The following is a 14,534-nucleotide window of genomic DNA, read 5'->3' as shown; positions in this document are numbered from 1 at the left end:
TGGCGAGAGTCGCCCAATCATGTAAACAAAAATGTTGGAAATGATGGATTTGTAAAAAAAACTGTGCAGATGTAAGATTTTCTGATGGTGCCCGCCGGGCGCTGGAGCCGAATGATGGAGGGCGCGCGATGGAGCCGCTGACGCGAGAAGTCGGATATGAATATGTGCGGCGAAGCCTGGATCTGACGGCGCTGCCGCCGGCGCGAATCGCCCGCGTGAAGCCGGTGACGCGGTTGACCGAGCTGGCTGACGGCCTGGCCGTGCCACGCACGATCGCGCCGACGGGCGAGGACGCGCCGACGCCCGCCGGCATGCTGGATCACATCCTGTTCGCGCTCAAGCACGAGGGCACCAATCTTGCCGTTCTGGCCGAGGCCCTCCCCAAGATTCCTGGCGATACGTTACTGGAGGCGTTACACGAGTCTCCAAATGGACTGTATTTGCGCAAGGCAGCCTTCCTGTGGGAAGCCTTCACGAAGGAAACCCTGCCTGTGGAATCGAATGCTGGGGGCGCGACCGTACCGCTGTTCGATCCCGAGCGTTACGTGACTGGACCTTCTCAGCGCAACGCGCGCTGGCGCGTGGACTTCAATGGCCTGGGGTCACTGGATTATTGCCCGACCGTCGAGCGCACTCCGGAGATCGAGGCGCTGCTCAACTCAGACATTCTGGGACGAGCCAAGCGCTTCATGGACGAACTGCCTGCGGAGCTGACTGAGCGCGCGATTTCGTGGGCCTATCTGCACGAGACGCAGAGTTCGTTCGCCATCGAGCGAGAAACGCCCTCCGAGGATCGTGCAGAGCGCTTCGTGGATGTGCTGCGCCAAGCTCATCAGCGACGGATTCTGACCGAGGAGTATTTGGTCGAGCTGCAGAACACCTGTGTGTCGAACCCATTCGACCAAGCCGCGATCTTCCGTACGGAGCAGAACCATTTGGCGAATGGCTCCCGTGGCGCTGCGGGGGTGACCTACGTACCGCCGCCACCGGAGATGGTCGAGGACCTGATGAACCGATGGATGGACATGGCCAATTCGCTGCCGAGCCAGACCGACCCGCTGGTCGCCGCGGCAGTGGCGTCATTCGGCTTCGTCTATATCCATCCGTTCATGGACGGCAATGGCCGTCTGTCGCGTTTTCTGATCCATCACGCACTATGCAGCTCCGGGCAACTCGAGAATGGTCTGCTGTTGCCGGTGTCTGTGGCGATGAAGCATCACGAGGCTGATTACCTGGCGTCGCTGACGACTTTCTCGAAGCCGGCGCGCGATCGTTGGCGCGTGAAGTGGATCGACGACGATCAGTACGCGTTCGAGTTCAGGGGACATGGGGCCATGTATCGCTACTGGGACGCGACGCCGGCGGTGAAATTCGTGCAGACGATGGCACAGCAGGCACTCGAGGTCGAGTTGCGTCGGGAGACAGATTACCTGCAGAACTACGACCAAGTGAAGCGCATCATCGAGGCGAAATTCGATGTGCGCAACACGATCCTGTCGAGACTCATCGTGATGTGCCTCGACAATGATGGAGTGGTCTCGAAGAACCGTCGCAAGCAGTTCGCGGGGCAGGTGCCGGATGCTCTCTTCCCGGCACTGGAGGCCGCGGTGAGAGAGACGCTCGGAGCGCCGGATTCAGATGAAGAGGGTGGCGCTGACGACTCGCATGTCGACGGTCGAGGTGGCTAAGTCTGCCTGATGCTGACGACCCAGTGGTGAGCTTTTCCGGGGGGTATGCCATGTTGCATGCCCCCCGCGCGCCCGGTAATGTGACCAACAGGAATACGAAATTCAACGGGGGCCCTATGAATCGCGCTGCGTCGTTCGTGCGCAACCAGCCGTCGCTCGATGACATGAACGAGCCGGTCGACGAAGATCTGTTCGAGTCGTGCGTGGAGTTTCATCTGAAGCTGCTGAAATCGGGAGTGGATCCGGTTGAGGCTGCTCGCCGACTACGTGCTTCGCTCTATGGGCAAGGAATACCGCAAGTGACGTTGCTTTCCATTGCTTGGCGTGCCGAGGAGTTCAGCCGACTGGTTGACGATGAACGGTTCGCTTTGTGGATTCGTGTGCGTGAGGGCGATGTGATCGCGGTGGATCCGGCTTTGACGCGTGCGTGCGCGTTGGCCAAATTCCAGTGGGTAAATCAGATGCCACGTCTGCAGGTGAGCGAGGTGATGCAGCACGCGGTCGAGATCGGCGCCCGCTACGGGCATCGCGATCGCGTCACGCAAGAGATGCTTCCTAGATTGCATTAATTCAGGATGCCAAATCGTGTTACGTTCCAGAACAGTTTCGAACAGGTGAGCATCCATGACGCGCTCGTTACTCGCACCTTGCCAGCGATGGCGTGATGGTCGCGGTCTGTTCCTGATGCCTGGTCAGCATGAGGAATTCGATCGTCGAAAATATTCAGTCGACTTCATCAATGAAACGGTCGCGCGTGAATTCGTCAACGCTCATCACTACAGTCGGAGCTACCCAGCAGCGGTCTTTCGCGTGGGGCTTTTCGGTGTCAATGCAGCGCTCGAGGGAGTCGCCGTCTTCAGCGTCCCGATGAACCAGCGGGTGATCCCCGCTTACACGGGACTGGCTGCCAGTGAAGGGACGGAATTGGGGCGCTTCGTGCTGCTCGACGCGGCGCCACGAAACACGGAAACGTATCTGTTGGGCGAGGCATTCAAGCTTCTGCGCCGTGAGAGGCCTCATCTGAAGGCGGTCGTTTCCTACTCGGATCCGGTCGCCCGCCGCGACGCATCGGGAATGCTGATGACGCCTGGGCACGTCGGGATCATTTACCAGGCCCACAATGGCCGTTACATGGGGCGCGGGAGCCCGAGGACGCTGCACATCGGGCCGGACGGCCGGGTGTTAAGTCCGAGGACGCTTTCGAAGATTCGACTCGGAGAGTCAGGCTGGGAATCCGCTCAGCGTATGTTGGAGCAAGTCGGTGCGCCCGTTCGCCAATTTGGGGAGGACGGAGCCGAATGGGTCGCACGCGTGCTCAATTGCGGAATCTTCAAGACAGTTCGGCACGCGGGTAACCATTGCTATGCGTGGGCTGTTGCCAAGGGGCCGCGCAGACGCCAACTGGAAAGAGGTTTCCGCCCGGGGTGCCCGTATCCGAAGCAGCCTGATCAGGACATGGAATTGGCGGCGTAGTGATTGTTGGCAAGCAAGGTTGTTCAATCGCGACGACTCGTGCGATCGGCAAGCAAAAGATCGCGTCGACTCGTGCGATCGGCAAGCAAAAGCAACATAGTTGGCTGAGCGGAAAACGATGCCCACGCTGAATATCAATATGATTCCCGTGCAGAAGCGGTGCCGCTGGTTTGTGCGGCAGGGTGCGACGACGCATTTCATGCGCGGCTTTCGCTCGAAGGGCGACGCGAGCAACTGGATTGACGCATTCGGTTCGTCGCTCGATTGGCGAGCCGGATTTCGTTTCCGGCTAAAGGGCGACGCACAGGACATCGAAATCGTCGACCGGCAAGGACGGATAGCTCAGCCGTAACAAGGAAAACGAATCCGTCAGGAGAGTGCGATGACTGAACTCGCAAAGGCGATGTACGTGACTGACGACCGCGATCTTCCCGACGTCGAGCAGCGTGCGCTCGTAATCTTCCCCGGAGGCAACGGCGACTGGTACGTGCAGGTTGCGCCGAAGCATGGCAGAACGATCGAGGGTGTGCGTATCTGCACCTCGGGCGGGGCAGCAACACAGTGTCCTGGTCTTGGCCCGGCGATCGCTGAGGCCTACCGTGCCATGCTCGCGGCGCAAAACGGCGAGCGACGCGAACGTTTAACCCCACCCGAAGATCTCGAGTGTGAGTTGCGCGCGTGGCGAGAGAAGTTTCCGAATCTTCAGTTTGACGGAATTTTAAACATCGTTGAATTGTACAAGTGAACAGGGAAAGCGATGCTCCATTACCTCGCTTCACCATACAGTCATCCCGACAAGTCGGTGATGGAAGCGCGACGGGTGGCGGTCTGCCGAAAGGCGGGCGAATTAATCGCGGCGGGGATCGCTGTCATTTCACCGATCGCTCACAACATTGCTGCCGCCCATCAATTTGGGAAGCCGGTCGAGTACATAGACCCCTGACAACGGAAACCAGAGAAGGCGCCATGGCTGCATACACTTTACCCGTCGATGATTGTTTGCGGCTTCTTGCTCGCGTGGACACGGGGGAAATCAAGCCTGAGACGTTCTACGTGAACGGAGCACCGGAATGGTTCGTCGTGTTTGACCGGGCTAGGATTGAGGTGACCGGGGTTGCGGGCAAGGCGCCCGGGGTCGCACTCGATAGCAAAAGCGGTCGCGCCCTGGTCAGGCGCGGCCACGCAACGAGCCGCCGGCTTGCAATCGCGGCGGCCCAATACTTGACCTACTACTGGATCACGGACGCTGGTCGAACTGCGGCAACGCAGCTCAGGACCCAGCATTCCGGTGAATAGGAAAAATTCGCCATGAGTGAAAGACTGCTCGCCCTCGGCCTTGATCGTGCGAAGTGCGACGCGGATCGCGCAATTGTACTGGGTGCCATTCGGCGATTTGCTGAGTCGATCAACGATACGCAGCTTGTCGCCGAAGTGCAGGCCGTCATGCCGGCTGCGCATCCGTTTATACCGCCGGAGGCTTGGAAGCAGAAATACGAAGGTGGATTTCGGGTGCATGCTGATGAAGATTGCGGAACATACGTCGACGACATGGGGCGCTACTGCGTTGAATTTTGGCAAGAGCATCTGACGGATGCAGAACGTCAGGCGCGTCTTGTGGACCCGTCCTTGGGGCTCGACGATGGGCGCAAAGATGCCGAAGGCCTCAACGGTGCGTAGCAGGGTTAAATTCCGGCGCGCGAGCGCAAAACGCCGATAGGAAGTGGACAAAGTACAGCAATCGAGGAAAAGTGAATCATGACCTTGCAATCAGCCAGGCTATACGTCGAGCGGTACGAAGTGCATGACGGCAACACGGGTGAGGTCATCGACCGCGGTCATGACCTCGATGGTGCGGATGAAGTATTCAATGATCACGTCGATGCCGCGCGTGCCGAAGGTGACCCGACGCTCGTGCGTCTGGTGGCGGTGTTGTGCACTGGCACGGTGGCGCTATGACGCGGCTTTTCGTCTTTGATAATCGGGACCCCCGGTGGAGCGAGGAGCAAGTCGCGCTGATCGACCGGAAGGTCGAGGAAGCTATGGCGATTCTCCCGCGTCTGGAGATCGCCCCTGACGGCATTCCGCTCACAAGCGAGGAGCGGCGGTGGATGCTGACGAGTTCATTTCGGGAAATCGCCAAGGCGACGAGCCTGGACAATCTGGCTTGTGCCCCGGCGGCGATGCTAGAGCAGTTTGCCGTGATGGCGCTGAGGCGCAACCATAACGTGAAAGGCGAGCTGGTTCAGCTGATCCGCGTCTTCATGATGGCATATGCCAATCCTGAAACGAGCGAGGCTGCCAGTCAGTGCCTGGTCGCGATGGAGCAGCTCATGAGGCAAGGCCGTGCCGCAGAGAAGCGCCCGCATCTGTTCAAGTGGGAACCATTGCCCGTGGCGAATTCTCGGCCGCGTGGTGATGGGAGCAATGGGCGTGACGGGGACATCGGGGTATGAGGCGCCGGGCGGAACGGAAGCATGGAGCAGATCAGCTCGGGGATGCGAAGAGATCGGAATACGTCGCAGGGATCCTCGTGGGCATGGGGATCATGTCGATCCTGGAAGGGCTGGATGGCTGGTTGCTGCATGGGGCCAAGGGCGACGGGCTCGCGTGGATGGGAGGCATGGCGTTGCTGTGCGGACTATTGTGCGTCGTGGCCGGCCATCGCGAGGTGCGTCTCATACGAAAGGTCACCGAGGCGATTGAAGAGAGCGAGCAAAGCGATTAGGAGAAGAGCAATGTGGCAACGGTCCTTGCGGAGCAAACAAGCGAGCCGGCCCTGAGGTAGGGGCCAAGGGGTAAGTGCGCCAGTTGGCGTGACGTGCCCGTGGGAGCAGTGCAATCGGGTAGGGCCGCACGTGGGAATCTGATTCGGTGGACCGGTGATCTCGTGGTCTTCTGCGCGCGTGGGATGCGGATCATGTGGGAATGGCCTTATGAAAGCCGCTGGCGCGGGGCATGTTGTGTGGGTTTGGGTGATGGAGAGGGATTGCGAACCCCGAACCCCAGAGTTGCGAGAGGCGACCCCGCGCGCCCTGCGGTCGCCGCGCTACGGCTACGCCTCCGCGCGACTCCCTCCGGGCGCGCTTTCCCGTGGGAATGATGAACCCGTGGGCGCGTCATTACCTTGTGAGGCCCGTTCTCGTGGGTAGGATTGACCAAGTGGAATCGATACCGAAAGCAGCGCCCGCCGGCGCGTCCCGCGCCGGACGGGCCGGTGTTGGGCTGTCGGGTGGGTGGTTTGGTGCCCGTGGGAACGCTATCCCGTGGGAACGAATCTGGGCGGGCCTGTGCTTGGTGGCGTGCGTTGCGCTGGCGAGCATGCCGTTTCTCGTCAGTCGGCATGCGCTTCCTGTCGTGAGCTTCGATGCCGAGTGGCTTGCGTTCGTGCTGACGTGGGCCTGCATGCTCGGATCATGGCTGCTGGTGCGCACGCAGGCTAGGGGCGGGAAGCTTGCGGATGTGGACCTGCCCAGCGTGCCGAAGATCGCGGCGCTGCCGTTCGGCTGGGTGGCGCTCCTGTGCATCCAGTTCCTCATGCTTGCGGCCCACGGTGTGTTCGTTCACGATGCCAATGCGTGGCGCGATGGGCGTCTCGCAGGCCTGAATGAACCGTTGCTGGTGCTCATGGCGGTGCTGTACGGCATGGGATTGCTGGCCGCCGTGACCGCGGGACGCTGGGCCGCGGCCGCGCTTGGCCGCGATCGCGTGATGACGTGGTTGGCGTGGGGACTGCTTGCCGGCGGTCTGCTCTCCGTCGGGGCGGAGACCATGCAGGCGCTGCGCGTCGACGTGAGTTGGGGGCTCTGGGTTTCGCGCCTGGTCGTCGATCCCGCGGAAGCAGGTGCGCGGCGGCTCTACGGCAATCTGGCCCAGCCGAACCATCTGGGCACGTACCTCGCGTGGAGCGTGGCCGCAGCATGGATGCTGGCCGGGCGAGCAGGTTGGGAGAGTCCGGGGAATCGTGGGCGCTATAGCTCGACCGCGCGCGCTTTCGCGCTCGTGCTTGCGATGACCGTGATTTTCGCCGGGATGGCCGCGACAGGCTCGCGCACGGCCATCGTCCAGATGGCCATGATCGCCGTTGGTGCGGGCCTCTTCGAAGGAATAGGCCGAGGCGGCAGGCATGGCCTGCCGCGTGCGGTTCGGACGGGCGTGATTGCGGCCGCGTTTGTGGCCGCCCTCGCGACGGCCGCGTACGTCGGCACCGCATGGATCAGCCGACACGCAGGCCTCGATCTTGCCGTCGACGGTATGCACCGTCTCGCGACCGCGGACGAGTCAGGGTACCGCCGCGCGCTTGCGCTCACGGCGCTCGACGTCTGGCGCGAGCATCCGTGGTTCGGCGCCGGTTGGGGCGAGCTATGCACTGAATTCCTTGCGCTCGCGGGCCGCTATGGCTTCGCGGAGCCGGCCGCCTCGGCGCACAACGTTGTGCTCGATGTACTTGCACAGACTGGCCTGTTCGGCGCGATCGTGGTGTTCGTGCCGATCGTGGCGTGGGTGGTCCGCGTCGCGCGTTCCTTACGCTATCGGTCGGGCGCCGGCTGGGGACAAGTGCTGTCGCTCTGGCTGCTCGCGCTGCTCGGTGTGCACATGCTGCTTGAGTTCCCGGAGCAGTTCGCGTATTTCCTGCTGCCCGCCGGGCTCATCATGGGCCTCTGCGACGCGCGTGATGCCCCGGCGCACGCCGATCGCCCCGCGTGCCACGCGGCCGGCTGGTACCGCGCGCGACACGCGAGCGCCGCGCATCTGCTCGGCGTGCTAGTGTTCGCCGGCGCCGTCGGGTGTATCTGGGTTCGGGCCGACTATGCGCGCGCGCAGGCTGCGTTCGGCTGGTTTGGCGGCTACGCCTACGTCGCGCAGCCATCGGTACTTTTCGCGAACTTCGGCGAATTCGGCATGGCCATGCAGGAACCGCTCGGACCGGCAGGCCAGCCGGATGAGATCCGCAAGGAACTGCGCGATATTCAGATGGCGCTGCATGTTTCAGCCGCGCCCGCGGCGCTCGAGCGCCAGGTTGTGCTGCTGGCACTCGCGGGCCGGCGGGAGGAGGAATTACGCGCGGCGCGTCAGCTGTGGTGGATTGCCGGCCGGCATCGCGCCGAGGCGCAAGCGGATCTGGACGCAATGTTTCGCCGCGCGGGATTGGCGGATCGATGGGCGACGGTGGTAGCGGTTGACGTGCGGTAGGTGCGCTGAGTGCGCGGATCGATGTGTCTCCGGATTGCAACGGCCAGATTCAAAGCTTCACATCGGTTTGCCGTCGACCGTTACAAGCGCTTTCGTGCCGTCGCGGTTGATCGCGAGACTTTCAATGCCGTGCTCGTGCATCAGCAAGAACAGCGGCTTGATTGCGGCATGCAGTTCGGCTTGCGTAACACCGAAGCGTTCGGCGAGCCGACATGCTGACTCGCGCGCTAGTTTTTCAACCTCACCGTCCGCCCGAAGCGTAGTCACGTTGGTCATGGCCGATTATTCCTCCCCGTTACGCCGGAAACAATTGCATCGGCGAAAAGCTATCCACAGTCCCGTTATCCATCTTAAGCAAAACGACATATCCGGGTGAATGCTTCAAGCCAATCGTCGCGACTTCGATGCCGACTTGCCCTGCTCGCTTGTCGCCGGCGCCAACGACCCAGCGGCGCTCGCCGAGATTATGGAGTTCGACATCCACGAAGCGTAGGATCAAGTCGGCCGCATTCTTCTTCTGTGCGTGTGTCAGCATGCTATTCCATCTGCGAGTTGCTGGTCGGCGTTGGCGCGGCTCGCAAGCGCATAGCGTCCACTTCCAACGCAAGTGAATCGCGCATGGGCGCGCACAACCTTACGAATTTGCTCCCGCCAGAACTGCGTGCGGGTAGGCCGCTTCGGCTCAACCGCTGCGTAGATCTGGGTGAGGTCTGCCACCCCGCCAAGCTGCACCAGGGCCTGCTCGACGACGTTAGCCCAGACGGGGCCGGTGCCGGCCGCCAGCGCGGTCCTGAATGTCGGCGCGAGGCGTTGGACGTCGGCTGTCTCGCGGTATAGCGTGAAGCCGACCAGCGTGCGCCGGAAGTCCTTCCAAAATCGCGCGAAGACGAGTGGAAGTGACAATCCCGGGTAGATGTTGCGCGGGATCATTTCCTGCTCGAGCGACCATTGATCCGCGTAGCCTGCGACGCGCGCGGCGGTCTGGAAGGCATATGCGGGCAAGATGAACCCGACGCGTCCGCCTTCAGGGAGCAAGTGCCACGCGCGGGTGAGGAAACCATCGATCACCTTCAGGTTGAAGGGCGGGTTGCCGAGGATTACGGTCGGCGTGCACTCGAGCGGCACGCTGCGGAAGTCGCCCGTGATGACGGGGCGACCAGTCGCAGCCCGGGCGACGTCGGCGACGCGCACGTCGATCTCTACACCAAGCGCGGGTACGTTCGCTGGTACCGCGCCGAGGAACGCGCCTGGCCCGCAGGCGGGTTCAATTACGAGATCATGTTGGTCGAGGCCGGGGAAATGTCGCTCGATCAGGAATTCTGCCACCCATACGGGAGTCGGGTATTGGCCCAGAGCACGAATGGTGTCCATGACGGAGGGTGGCGCTCAGTCGCCGCGTGGGCGATCACGTTCGGGACCAATCTCGTTCGCCGGCGTGTCCATATCGTCGCCCAGGTCGACCGCTTTTAGCGTACGCGCCAGGAATATGGTGAACGCGCGTTGTTCGTGGGCGAGCGCGAGCTGGAACAGCTGGTGAGGCGACTGCGCATCGTTCTCACGCAACGCGCGCATCGCATACTCGATCGCCTCGGCATGCCGAGAGTCGAACAGCTGAACGTCTTGTGGCTTGCGCGCATGGTCATCAGCGGAATGGCTGGAAGCGTTGCCGCGATCGAAGTGGGTCGGTTGGGTCATCGAGTGGTGTGAGACCAGTTGAGTGGGGGCTGGTAAAACCGCGTTGCGTTACCGTTACGCGTGAGACCAGCATGGCAGATCGCGAAGGGGGCGTGCAACCCGACTTGCTTGTCGAGTTAGCGAGGATCCGGCAGCGTAGCCGTCGCGTGAACCAGACCGCGATAGGTCAAGCAGACGGCGACAACGACGAGTGCTGCCGATAGGGCATTCGCACCGACAGCCCATTGCAGCATGTGCGTGCCATAGGGAGTACGAGGGTGTGAGATGGCTTCGGCGCTCCAGCGCGTTGCGAAGGCCATACAGGCGGCTGCGCCGCAGAGCAGCACGATGCCTCGCGCAAAGACCCGGAACACGGAGGGCCGTGATCGCCTGCGAGGCGCGTTTAAGGCGGACGGGCTCATGCGGCGGCCCCGTTGTTTGCCGCGTTCGGTGAGGCGACGAGCTGGACGGCGCGGAATTCGGCAGGGCGGCCGATCTCGAGCATGCGTACAGCCGCGGTGCTGCGTGGCTGCAGGAAGCGAAGCGCCTTCGGATCGATCTTCAGCTTGCGCGCGGCTCCGTCCCAGTCGGCCGTGGCCAGATTGAGCAGGAGCAAGGTGCCGGCGTTCTTGATGAAGTCGGACGAGAAGTGCTCGGGCGATTGGCCGGCGAGCATGATGGCGCCGCCGAACTTTCGCATCTCGTTCACCCAAACATTGATCGGGTTGTCAGCGTCTTCGCTGTTGAATTTCTTGCTCTCGTCGAGCACAACGAAGTGGCGTAGCCGGTGCCCGGGGGTTTCGCCCTGCTGCATCAGCTTGCGGATGAGTGCATGCAGGCGGAAGCGCACGAACATCTTGAGTTCGTCGGGAGACTGTGCCAGCGGCTTGATGCGGTAGCGGCGAATGCGCGCATTGCCGAATGGTGGCGTTCGCGGCGTGAAAAGGCCGGTGCTGATCAGGTTTTCGAGGCGTCCGATCACCGAGAGCAGTACCTCCTTCGAGTTGTACTTCATGACCTCGTCGAATTCGCGGCCGGTCTCCATGGTCGACAGGAAGTTGTGATAGGCCGTCATGGCCTTTTCTTTCGCGTCCGCGAGCTTCGTCAGCAGGCCCTCATCGCCCTCGACCTCCGCCCTGGCCTTGGCGGCATTCGTGCGCGCACGCTGAAGGGCGACGACCGTCTTCGTGTAATCGTCAAACGCGTTGAGGGCCTGCTGGCCTTCCTTACGGTCCTCGAATCCGAGCCAGAGTGCCTTCAGCTTGCGTGTCGCGAAGTTCGCGACGTCACGCAGCGTCGGATAGCACTGGTTGATGTCGCTCCACTTGCGTTCCGCTCGCATCTGCTCGAGTTCTTCGTCCGAGGCCTCGCGCTTGACCCAGGTGCGCGGGTCGCGCTCGTATACCCCGCGCAGGGCGAAAACGTCGGTCAGCAGATTGGTTAGCACACGTTCCTGCTGCGGCCCCAGCTGACGCGAAGTGCTGTTGATCGCTTCGATCACGTCCTTGATGCAGCGCGTGACCCCGCCGTAATGCGGGTCGGGATTCAGCACGAGCGGATTGAAACCGTACCGGTTGCTCGAGGAGAACAGGACTTCCCCTGCGCCATCGACACGAATGTCGTCGTGGTAGTCGAAGATATCGACTTCCACTCCCTCAGGCATGTGCGAGACGAACTCGCGGATCCAATGCGTCTTGCCGGAACCCGAGGTACCAGCAACGCCGACATGCGCGTTCGAAATGGCCGATTCGCGCCAGTAGATGGGTTCCTGCTGTTGCGACTTATGCCATTTTTCGTAGTCGATGCCGATCAGCACGTCGCCGGAGGGGTTGTAGCTCATGGTGGACTCGTGAGTCTGATGGATAGATGTGATCGATGGGGCGATGTCGGTTATTCGTCTGTCGTCAATCGTCGTAAGGCGCCGCGATGTTCTCGAAGCGCTGCACGTCACCACGGAATCGGGCCGGGATGGTCGCGCCGAGCTGGCCGTCTCTAGCCTTGCCGACGATGATCTCGGCGATGCCCTGCTCTTGGGAATCGCGGTTGTAGACCTCGTCCCGGTAGATGAAGAGGATGTTGTTGGCGTCTTGCTCAAGATTCCCGGACTCGCGCAAGTCCGACATCATCGGGCGGCGGTTCGCGCGCTGCTCGAGGGCGCGGTTAAGCTGGGACAGGACAATGATCGGCACGCCCAGCTCGCGCTGAAGATCCCGAAGCGCGCCCGAAATGACACCTGCGGCGTTGGAGTCGACCTTCCATTCGGCGGGCAGCTGGATCAGCTGCAGGTAGTCGACGAAGATCACGGCGTTCGGGTGCAGGCGAACGAACTCACGAATGCGGGCGCGCAATGCAGGCAGCGCGAGTCCGGCTGAATCGTCGATGTAGAGCGGCCGCCCGTGCGCTTGCCCGACGGTGGTGAGCAGCAGTTGCTGCTCATCCTCGCGCAGGTTGTTGTCCGAGCGCAGGCGGTGCAGCGCAATACCGCTGCGGGACGCCAGGTAGCGGGTGGCGATTTTCCGGTCGGGCATCTCCAACTCGAAGATCGCCACCGGTCGTCCGAGCGATGCGTTGTAGTCGGCGATCGACAACATGAGGGCCGTCTTGCCCATGCCTGGCCGCGCGCCGATGTAGGTCAGGCCGTCGAGGCAGACGATTTCCTGATCGAGACGGGTAATGCCGGTCAGAGCGCCGTCGCGCGGTACGTCCGCACTGTCGGTTCCCTGACGTTCGATGATCTCCTCGGCCACCGCGAACATCGGATCGAACATCGGCTTGATGGTTCGTTCGTTCGTGACACTCCGTTGCTGCAGTGAGGCCACTTCGTCGGCCGCACGCTCGAGTAGGATCTCGGGGGCTTCGCCAGACTGCTGCGCGGTCAGATACAGCTGGAAGAAAGCGTCGCGTGCGCGCCTGCGGGTTGCGATGCCGCGCAACCGCGTCGCGGCTTCGAGCACGCTCTCTGCGGACATGCGACGGAACAGCTGGTGGGTGAAGACGGTCGGCAGATAGGTGTTGTCGCCGATGTCGAGGTTTCGGGCGCGCGCAAAAGCAGCGACTGACAGCAGGTCGAGCGGCCGCTGGCCTTCATAGAGGGCGGAGAGGGCCTGCCAGATGTTTTGGTGGACGGCGTAATAGAAATCGCCGGCCTGCAGCAGGTTCAGCAATTGGTGAACCAGAGGAGATTCGGCTTGATGCGCGGCAGGGACGCCTATGTTGGCGCCAGGCACGGCGCTCGGGTGGGTGGTCGGTGTGGCGGCTGCCAGCGCACGAGCCTGCTCCGCATGATTCAGGGTGGCGCAAAGGACAAGCGTTTCGTCGTCGGGCAGCTGCAGGTGCACGTCCGGATCGTCAGGATCGATCCCGGCACCAGCCATTTGCGCGCTTGAGTCGGTGCCGCGCGTGTCGGATGGGTGAAAGGTCATGGAGCGATGCCTCGGTCGATCTCAGGATTCAGAAATCGCAGTCGGTAGGCGGCGTTGCATGGCGGCTGGAGGTGCCGTGCATGGCCATGCCGACAAGATTGGTCGAGCCAGTCGATGCGGGTGCGGAGGCTGACGCGACGCGTGGCGTGGACCGGGAAACGGCGCGAGCGGCTGGCCGTGCCGTGGAGGCTGTCACGGCTAGTTTGGCGAACGCGGAGGGGGGTGCCGGGGCTGGCACGGTCGTCGGAGACGGCGTGGCATCTATGGCTGTGGCCTCCCTACGCGACGCTCCGGTGGCTGTGACGGCAGTGCCCACTGGCGGCGTCACGGCGTCTGGTAACCGGGAATGGGCGTCAACTCGGGCTGGCAGGATCGTGACCCGTGCGGGGGCGTCCGGCCGGTTTGCATAACGCCAGTGAGGATCTGAGGGGGCATCGCGCGCCGCATCCTGCGTATCGGACGAATCAATCCAGGTCGCCAGCAAGGCGATTTCGACGGGTGCGCTTTGGTCGCGGAGCACGGACAGAATCGCTTCGGGAACCTCTCGCACGACGGTTTGGCCGATACGCACGCTTCCACGTCGAGCTGCTCCGGGCCGGCCGTATTCGCCCCCGGAGGCATCAGATTCGATGACGGAAACGCCGCCCTTCAGGACGATCTGAACCATCCCATTCCTCTTCAATTGAATGTTGCGGTGTCGCGGAGTCACGGTCGAGACAGATCAGGCCGTGACGTCTGACGCAACATATATTCTCAAATCAAATATGGCGCTTGATGCGCGATATGCGCATCAAGCCACCTACTGAATCGCCCGAAAACCCTTATCACAAGGGCGTCCATGCAGAAATATGCTTGGCGAGGCGTGTGCGCTTCGTGTCTGATCATAGCGAGGCGACACCGTCGCGTACAACAAAAAACAGAAATCTCTATGTCCGTCTCGGTTCGGTGTGCAATGATAGACAACAACGAAAAATATGTTGTTATACTTCGCGACATGGACACGCCGACCGACATGGCGGGCCTCCCGGCCTTGCCGCTGACTGACGATTTGCTGGAGCACCCCGCGTATGCGAGTGAGCGCGCGGGC

The 14,534-nt window shown here is 62.1% G+C and carries 17 protein-coding genes; 11 read left to right on the top strand and 6 right to left on the bottom strand.

Annotated features, from left to right (window positions below; genetic code table 11):
* The first annotated feature begins 128 nt into the window (after positions 1–128).
* From U4Z64_RS19715 to U4Z64_RS19665, 11 genes are all read left to right on the top strand, one after another.
* Positions 129–1,688: a Fic family protein gene (locus U4Z64_RS19715; protein ID WP_321820734.1), complete on the top strand. Its 1,560-nt coding sequence runs from the start codon at positions 129–131 to the stop codon at positions 1,686–1,688.
* Between the two features lie 116 nt (positions 1,689–1,804).
* On the top strand, positions 1,805–2,257 hold the full coding sequence (locus U4Z64_RS19710; protein WP_321820733.1) for a hypothetical protein: 453 nt from the start codon (positions 1,805–1,807) through the stop codon (positions 2,255–2,257).
* 55 nt (positions 2,258–2,312) lie between these two features.
* A complete protein-coding gene (locus U4Z64_RS19705) occupies positions 2,313–3,161 on the top strand; it encodes a hypothetical protein (RefSeq protein ID WP_321820732.1) in 849 nt (282 codons plus the stop codon).
* 118 nt (positions 3,162–3,279) lie between these two features.
* A complete protein-coding gene (locus tag U4Z64_RS19700) occupies positions 3,280–3,513 on the top strand; it encodes a hypothetical protein (RefSeq protein WP_321820731.1) in 234 nt (77 codons plus the stop codon).
* A 30-nt stretch (positions 3,514–3,543) separates the two neighbouring features.
* Entirely contained in the window at positions 3,544–3,906 is a 363-nt protein-coding gene (locus tag U4Z64_RS19695; RefSeq protein WP_321820730.1) for a hypothetical protein, read from the top strand.
* 12 nt (positions 3,907–3,918) lie between these two features.
* Positions 3,919–4,104, top strand: a complete 186-nt coding sequence (locus U4Z64_RS19690) for a DUF1937 family protein (protein ID WP_321820729.1) — start codon at positions 3,919–3,921, stop codon at positions 4,102–4,104.
* 365 nt (positions 4,105–4,469) lie between these two features.
* Positions 4,470–4,838, top strand: a complete 369-nt coding sequence (locus U4Z64_RS19685; protein ID WP_321820728.1) for a hypothetical protein — start codon at positions 4,470–4,472, stop codon at positions 4,836–4,838.
* A gap of 78 nt (positions 4,839–4,916) precedes the next feature.
* Complete coding sequence (locus U4Z64_RS19680; protein WP_321820727.1) at positions 4,917–5,117, top strand: hypothetical protein; 201 nt, start codon at positions 4,917–4,919, stop codon at positions 5,115–5,117.
* The gene (locus U4Z64_RS19675) at positions 5,114–5,614 is read left to right on the top strand and encodes a hypothetical protein (RefSeq protein ID WP_321820726.1); all 501 of its coding nucleotides are present in this window, start codon (positions 5,114–5,116) and stop codon (positions 5,612–5,614) included. Before U4Z64_RS19680 ends, U4Z64_RS19675 begins: the two co-directional genes overlap by 4 nt.
* A 92-nt stretch (positions 5,615–5,706) precedes the next feature.
* Positions 5,707–5,886, top strand: coding sequence for a hypothetical protein (locus tag U4Z64_RS19670; protein WP_321820725.1), 180 nt, complete (start codon positions 5,707–5,709; stop codon positions 5,884–5,886).
* Between the two features lie 593 nt (positions 5,887–6,479).
* Positions 6,480–8,351: a PglL family O-oligosaccharyltransferase gene (locus U4Z64_RS19665; protein WP_321820724.1), complete on the top strand. Its 1,872-nt coding sequence runs from the start codon at positions 6,480–6,482 to the stop codon at positions 8,349–8,351.
* A gap of 57 nt (positions 8,352–8,408) precedes the next feature.
* Here the strand turns inward: U4Z64_RS19665 and U4Z64_RS19660 are convergent, their stop codons facing one another.
* The 6 genes from U4Z64_RS19660 to U4Z64_RS19635 all read right to left on the bottom strand — a co-directional run bounded on the left by U4Z64_RS19660 (position 8,409) and on the right by U4Z64_RS19635 (position 13,447).
* Complete coding sequence (locus tag U4Z64_RS19660; RefSeq protein WP_321820723.1) at positions 8,409–8,627, bottom strand: hypothetical protein; 219 nt, start codon at positions 8,625–8,627, stop codon at positions 8,409–8,411.
* A gap of 19 nt (positions 8,628–8,646) precedes the next feature.
* Positions 8,647–8,886: a hypothetical protein gene (locus U4Z64_RS19655; protein ID WP_321820722.1), complete on the bottom strand. Its 240-nt coding sequence runs from the start codon at positions 8,884–8,886 to the stop codon at positions 8,647–8,649.
* Entirely contained in the window at positions 8,880–9,722 is an 843-nt protein-coding gene (locus U4Z64_RS19650; RefSeq protein WP_321820721.1) for a class I SAM-dependent methyltransferase, read from the bottom strand. The genes U4Z64_RS19655 and U4Z64_RS19650 overlap by 7 nt, the downstream gene beginning before the upstream one ends.
* A gap of 15 nt (positions 9,723–9,737) precedes the next feature.
* Positions 9,738–10,046, bottom strand: coding sequence for a hypothetical protein (locus tag U4Z64_RS19645; RefSeq protein WP_321820720.1), 309 nt, complete (start codon positions 10,044–10,046; stop codon positions 9,738–9,740).
* Positions 10,047–10,443: 397 nt separating this feature from the next.
* Positions 10,444–11,865: a hypothetical protein gene (locus tag U4Z64_RS19640; protein ID WP_321820719.1), complete on the bottom strand. Its 1,422-nt coding sequence runs from the start codon at positions 11,863–11,865 to the stop codon at positions 10,444–10,446.
* A gap of 64 nt (positions 11,866–11,929) precedes the next feature.
* Entirely contained in the window at positions 11,930–13,447 is a 1,518-nt protein-coding gene (locus tag U4Z64_RS19635; RefSeq protein ID WP_321820718.1) for a replicative DNA helicase, read from the bottom strand.
* Positions 13,448–14,534: the final 1,087 nt, after the last annotated feature.

The sequence above is a fragment of the Burkholderia sp. BCC1996 genome (assembly GCF_905339955.1).
Lineage (GTDB): Bacteria > Pseudomonadota > Gammaproteobacteria > Burkholderiales > Burkholderiaceae > Burkholderia.
This window is presented reverse-complemented; position numbering and strand designations above follow the sequence as displayed.

Excerpts from the sequence above, each read along its gene's own strand:
- U4Z64_RS19705 (WP_321820732.1), top strand. The coding sequence starts at position 2,313 with ATGACGCGCTCGTTACTCGCACCTTGCCAGCGATGGCGTGATGGTCGC.
- U4Z64_RS19635 (WP_321820718.1), bottom strand. The coding sequence starts at position 13,447 with ATGACCTTTCACCCATCCGACACGCGCGGCACCGACTCAAGCGCGCAA.
- U4Z64_RS19710 (WP_321820733.1), top strand. The coding sequence starts at position 1,805 with ATGAATCGCGCTGCGTCGTTCGTGCGCAACCAGCCGTCGCTCGATGAC.
- U4Z64_RS19660 (WP_321820723.1), bottom strand. The coding sequence starts at position 8,627 with ATGACCAACGTGACTACGCTTCGGGCGGACGGTGAGGTTGAAAAACTA.
- U4Z64_RS19655 (WP_321820722.1), bottom strand. The coding sequence starts at position 8,886 with ATGCTGACACACGCACAGAAGAAGAATGCGGCCGACTTGATCCTACGC.
- U4Z64_RS19685 (WP_321820728.1), top strand. The coding sequence starts at position 4,470 with ATGAGTGAAAGACTGCTCGCCCTCGGCCTTGATCGTGCGAAGTGCGAC.
- U4Z64_RS19645 (WP_321820720.1), bottom strand. The coding sequence starts at position 10,046 with ATGACCCAACCGACCCACTTCGATCGCGGCAACGCTTCCAGCCATTCC.
- U4Z64_RS19680 (WP_321820727.1), top strand. The coding sequence starts at position 4,917 with ATGACCTTGCAATCAGCCAGGCTATACGTCGAGCGGTACGAAGTGCAT.
- U4Z64_RS19695 (WP_321820730.1), top strand. The coding sequence starts at position 3,544 with ATGACTGAACTCGCAAAGGCGATGTACGTGACTGACGACCGCGATCTT.
- U4Z64_RS19670 (WP_321820725.1), top strand. The coding sequence starts at position 5,707 with ATGTCGATCCTGGAAGGGCTGGATGGCTGGTTGCTGCATGGGGCCAAG.
- U4Z64_RS19650 (WP_321820721.1), bottom strand. The coding sequence starts at position 9,722 with ATGGACACCATTCGTGCTCTGGGCCAATACCCGACTCCCGTATGGGTG.
- U4Z64_RS19700 (WP_321820731.1), top strand. The coding sequence starts at position 3,280 with ATGCCCACGCTGAATATCAATATGATTCCCGTGCAGAAGCGGTGCCGC.
- U4Z64_RS19665 (WP_321820724.1), top strand. The coding sequence starts at position 6,480 with ATGCCGTTTCTCGTCAGTCGGCATGCGCTTCCTGTCGTGAGCTTCGAT.
- U4Z64_RS19675 (WP_321820726.1), top strand. The coding sequence starts at position 5,114 with ATGACGCGGCTTTTCGTCTTTGATAATCGGGACCCCCGGTGGAGCGAG.
- U4Z64_RS19690 (WP_321820729.1), top strand. The coding sequence starts at position 3,919 with ATGCTCCATTACCTCGCTTCACCATACAGTCATCCCGACAAGTCGGTG.
- U4Z64_RS19640 (WP_321820719.1), bottom strand. The coding sequence starts at position 11,865 with ATGAGCTACAACCCCTCCGGCGACGTGCTGATCGGCATCGACTACGAA.
- U4Z64_RS19715 (WP_321820734.1), top strand. The coding sequence starts at position 129 with ATGGAGCCGCTGACGCGAGAAGTCGGATATGAATATGTGCGGCGAAGC.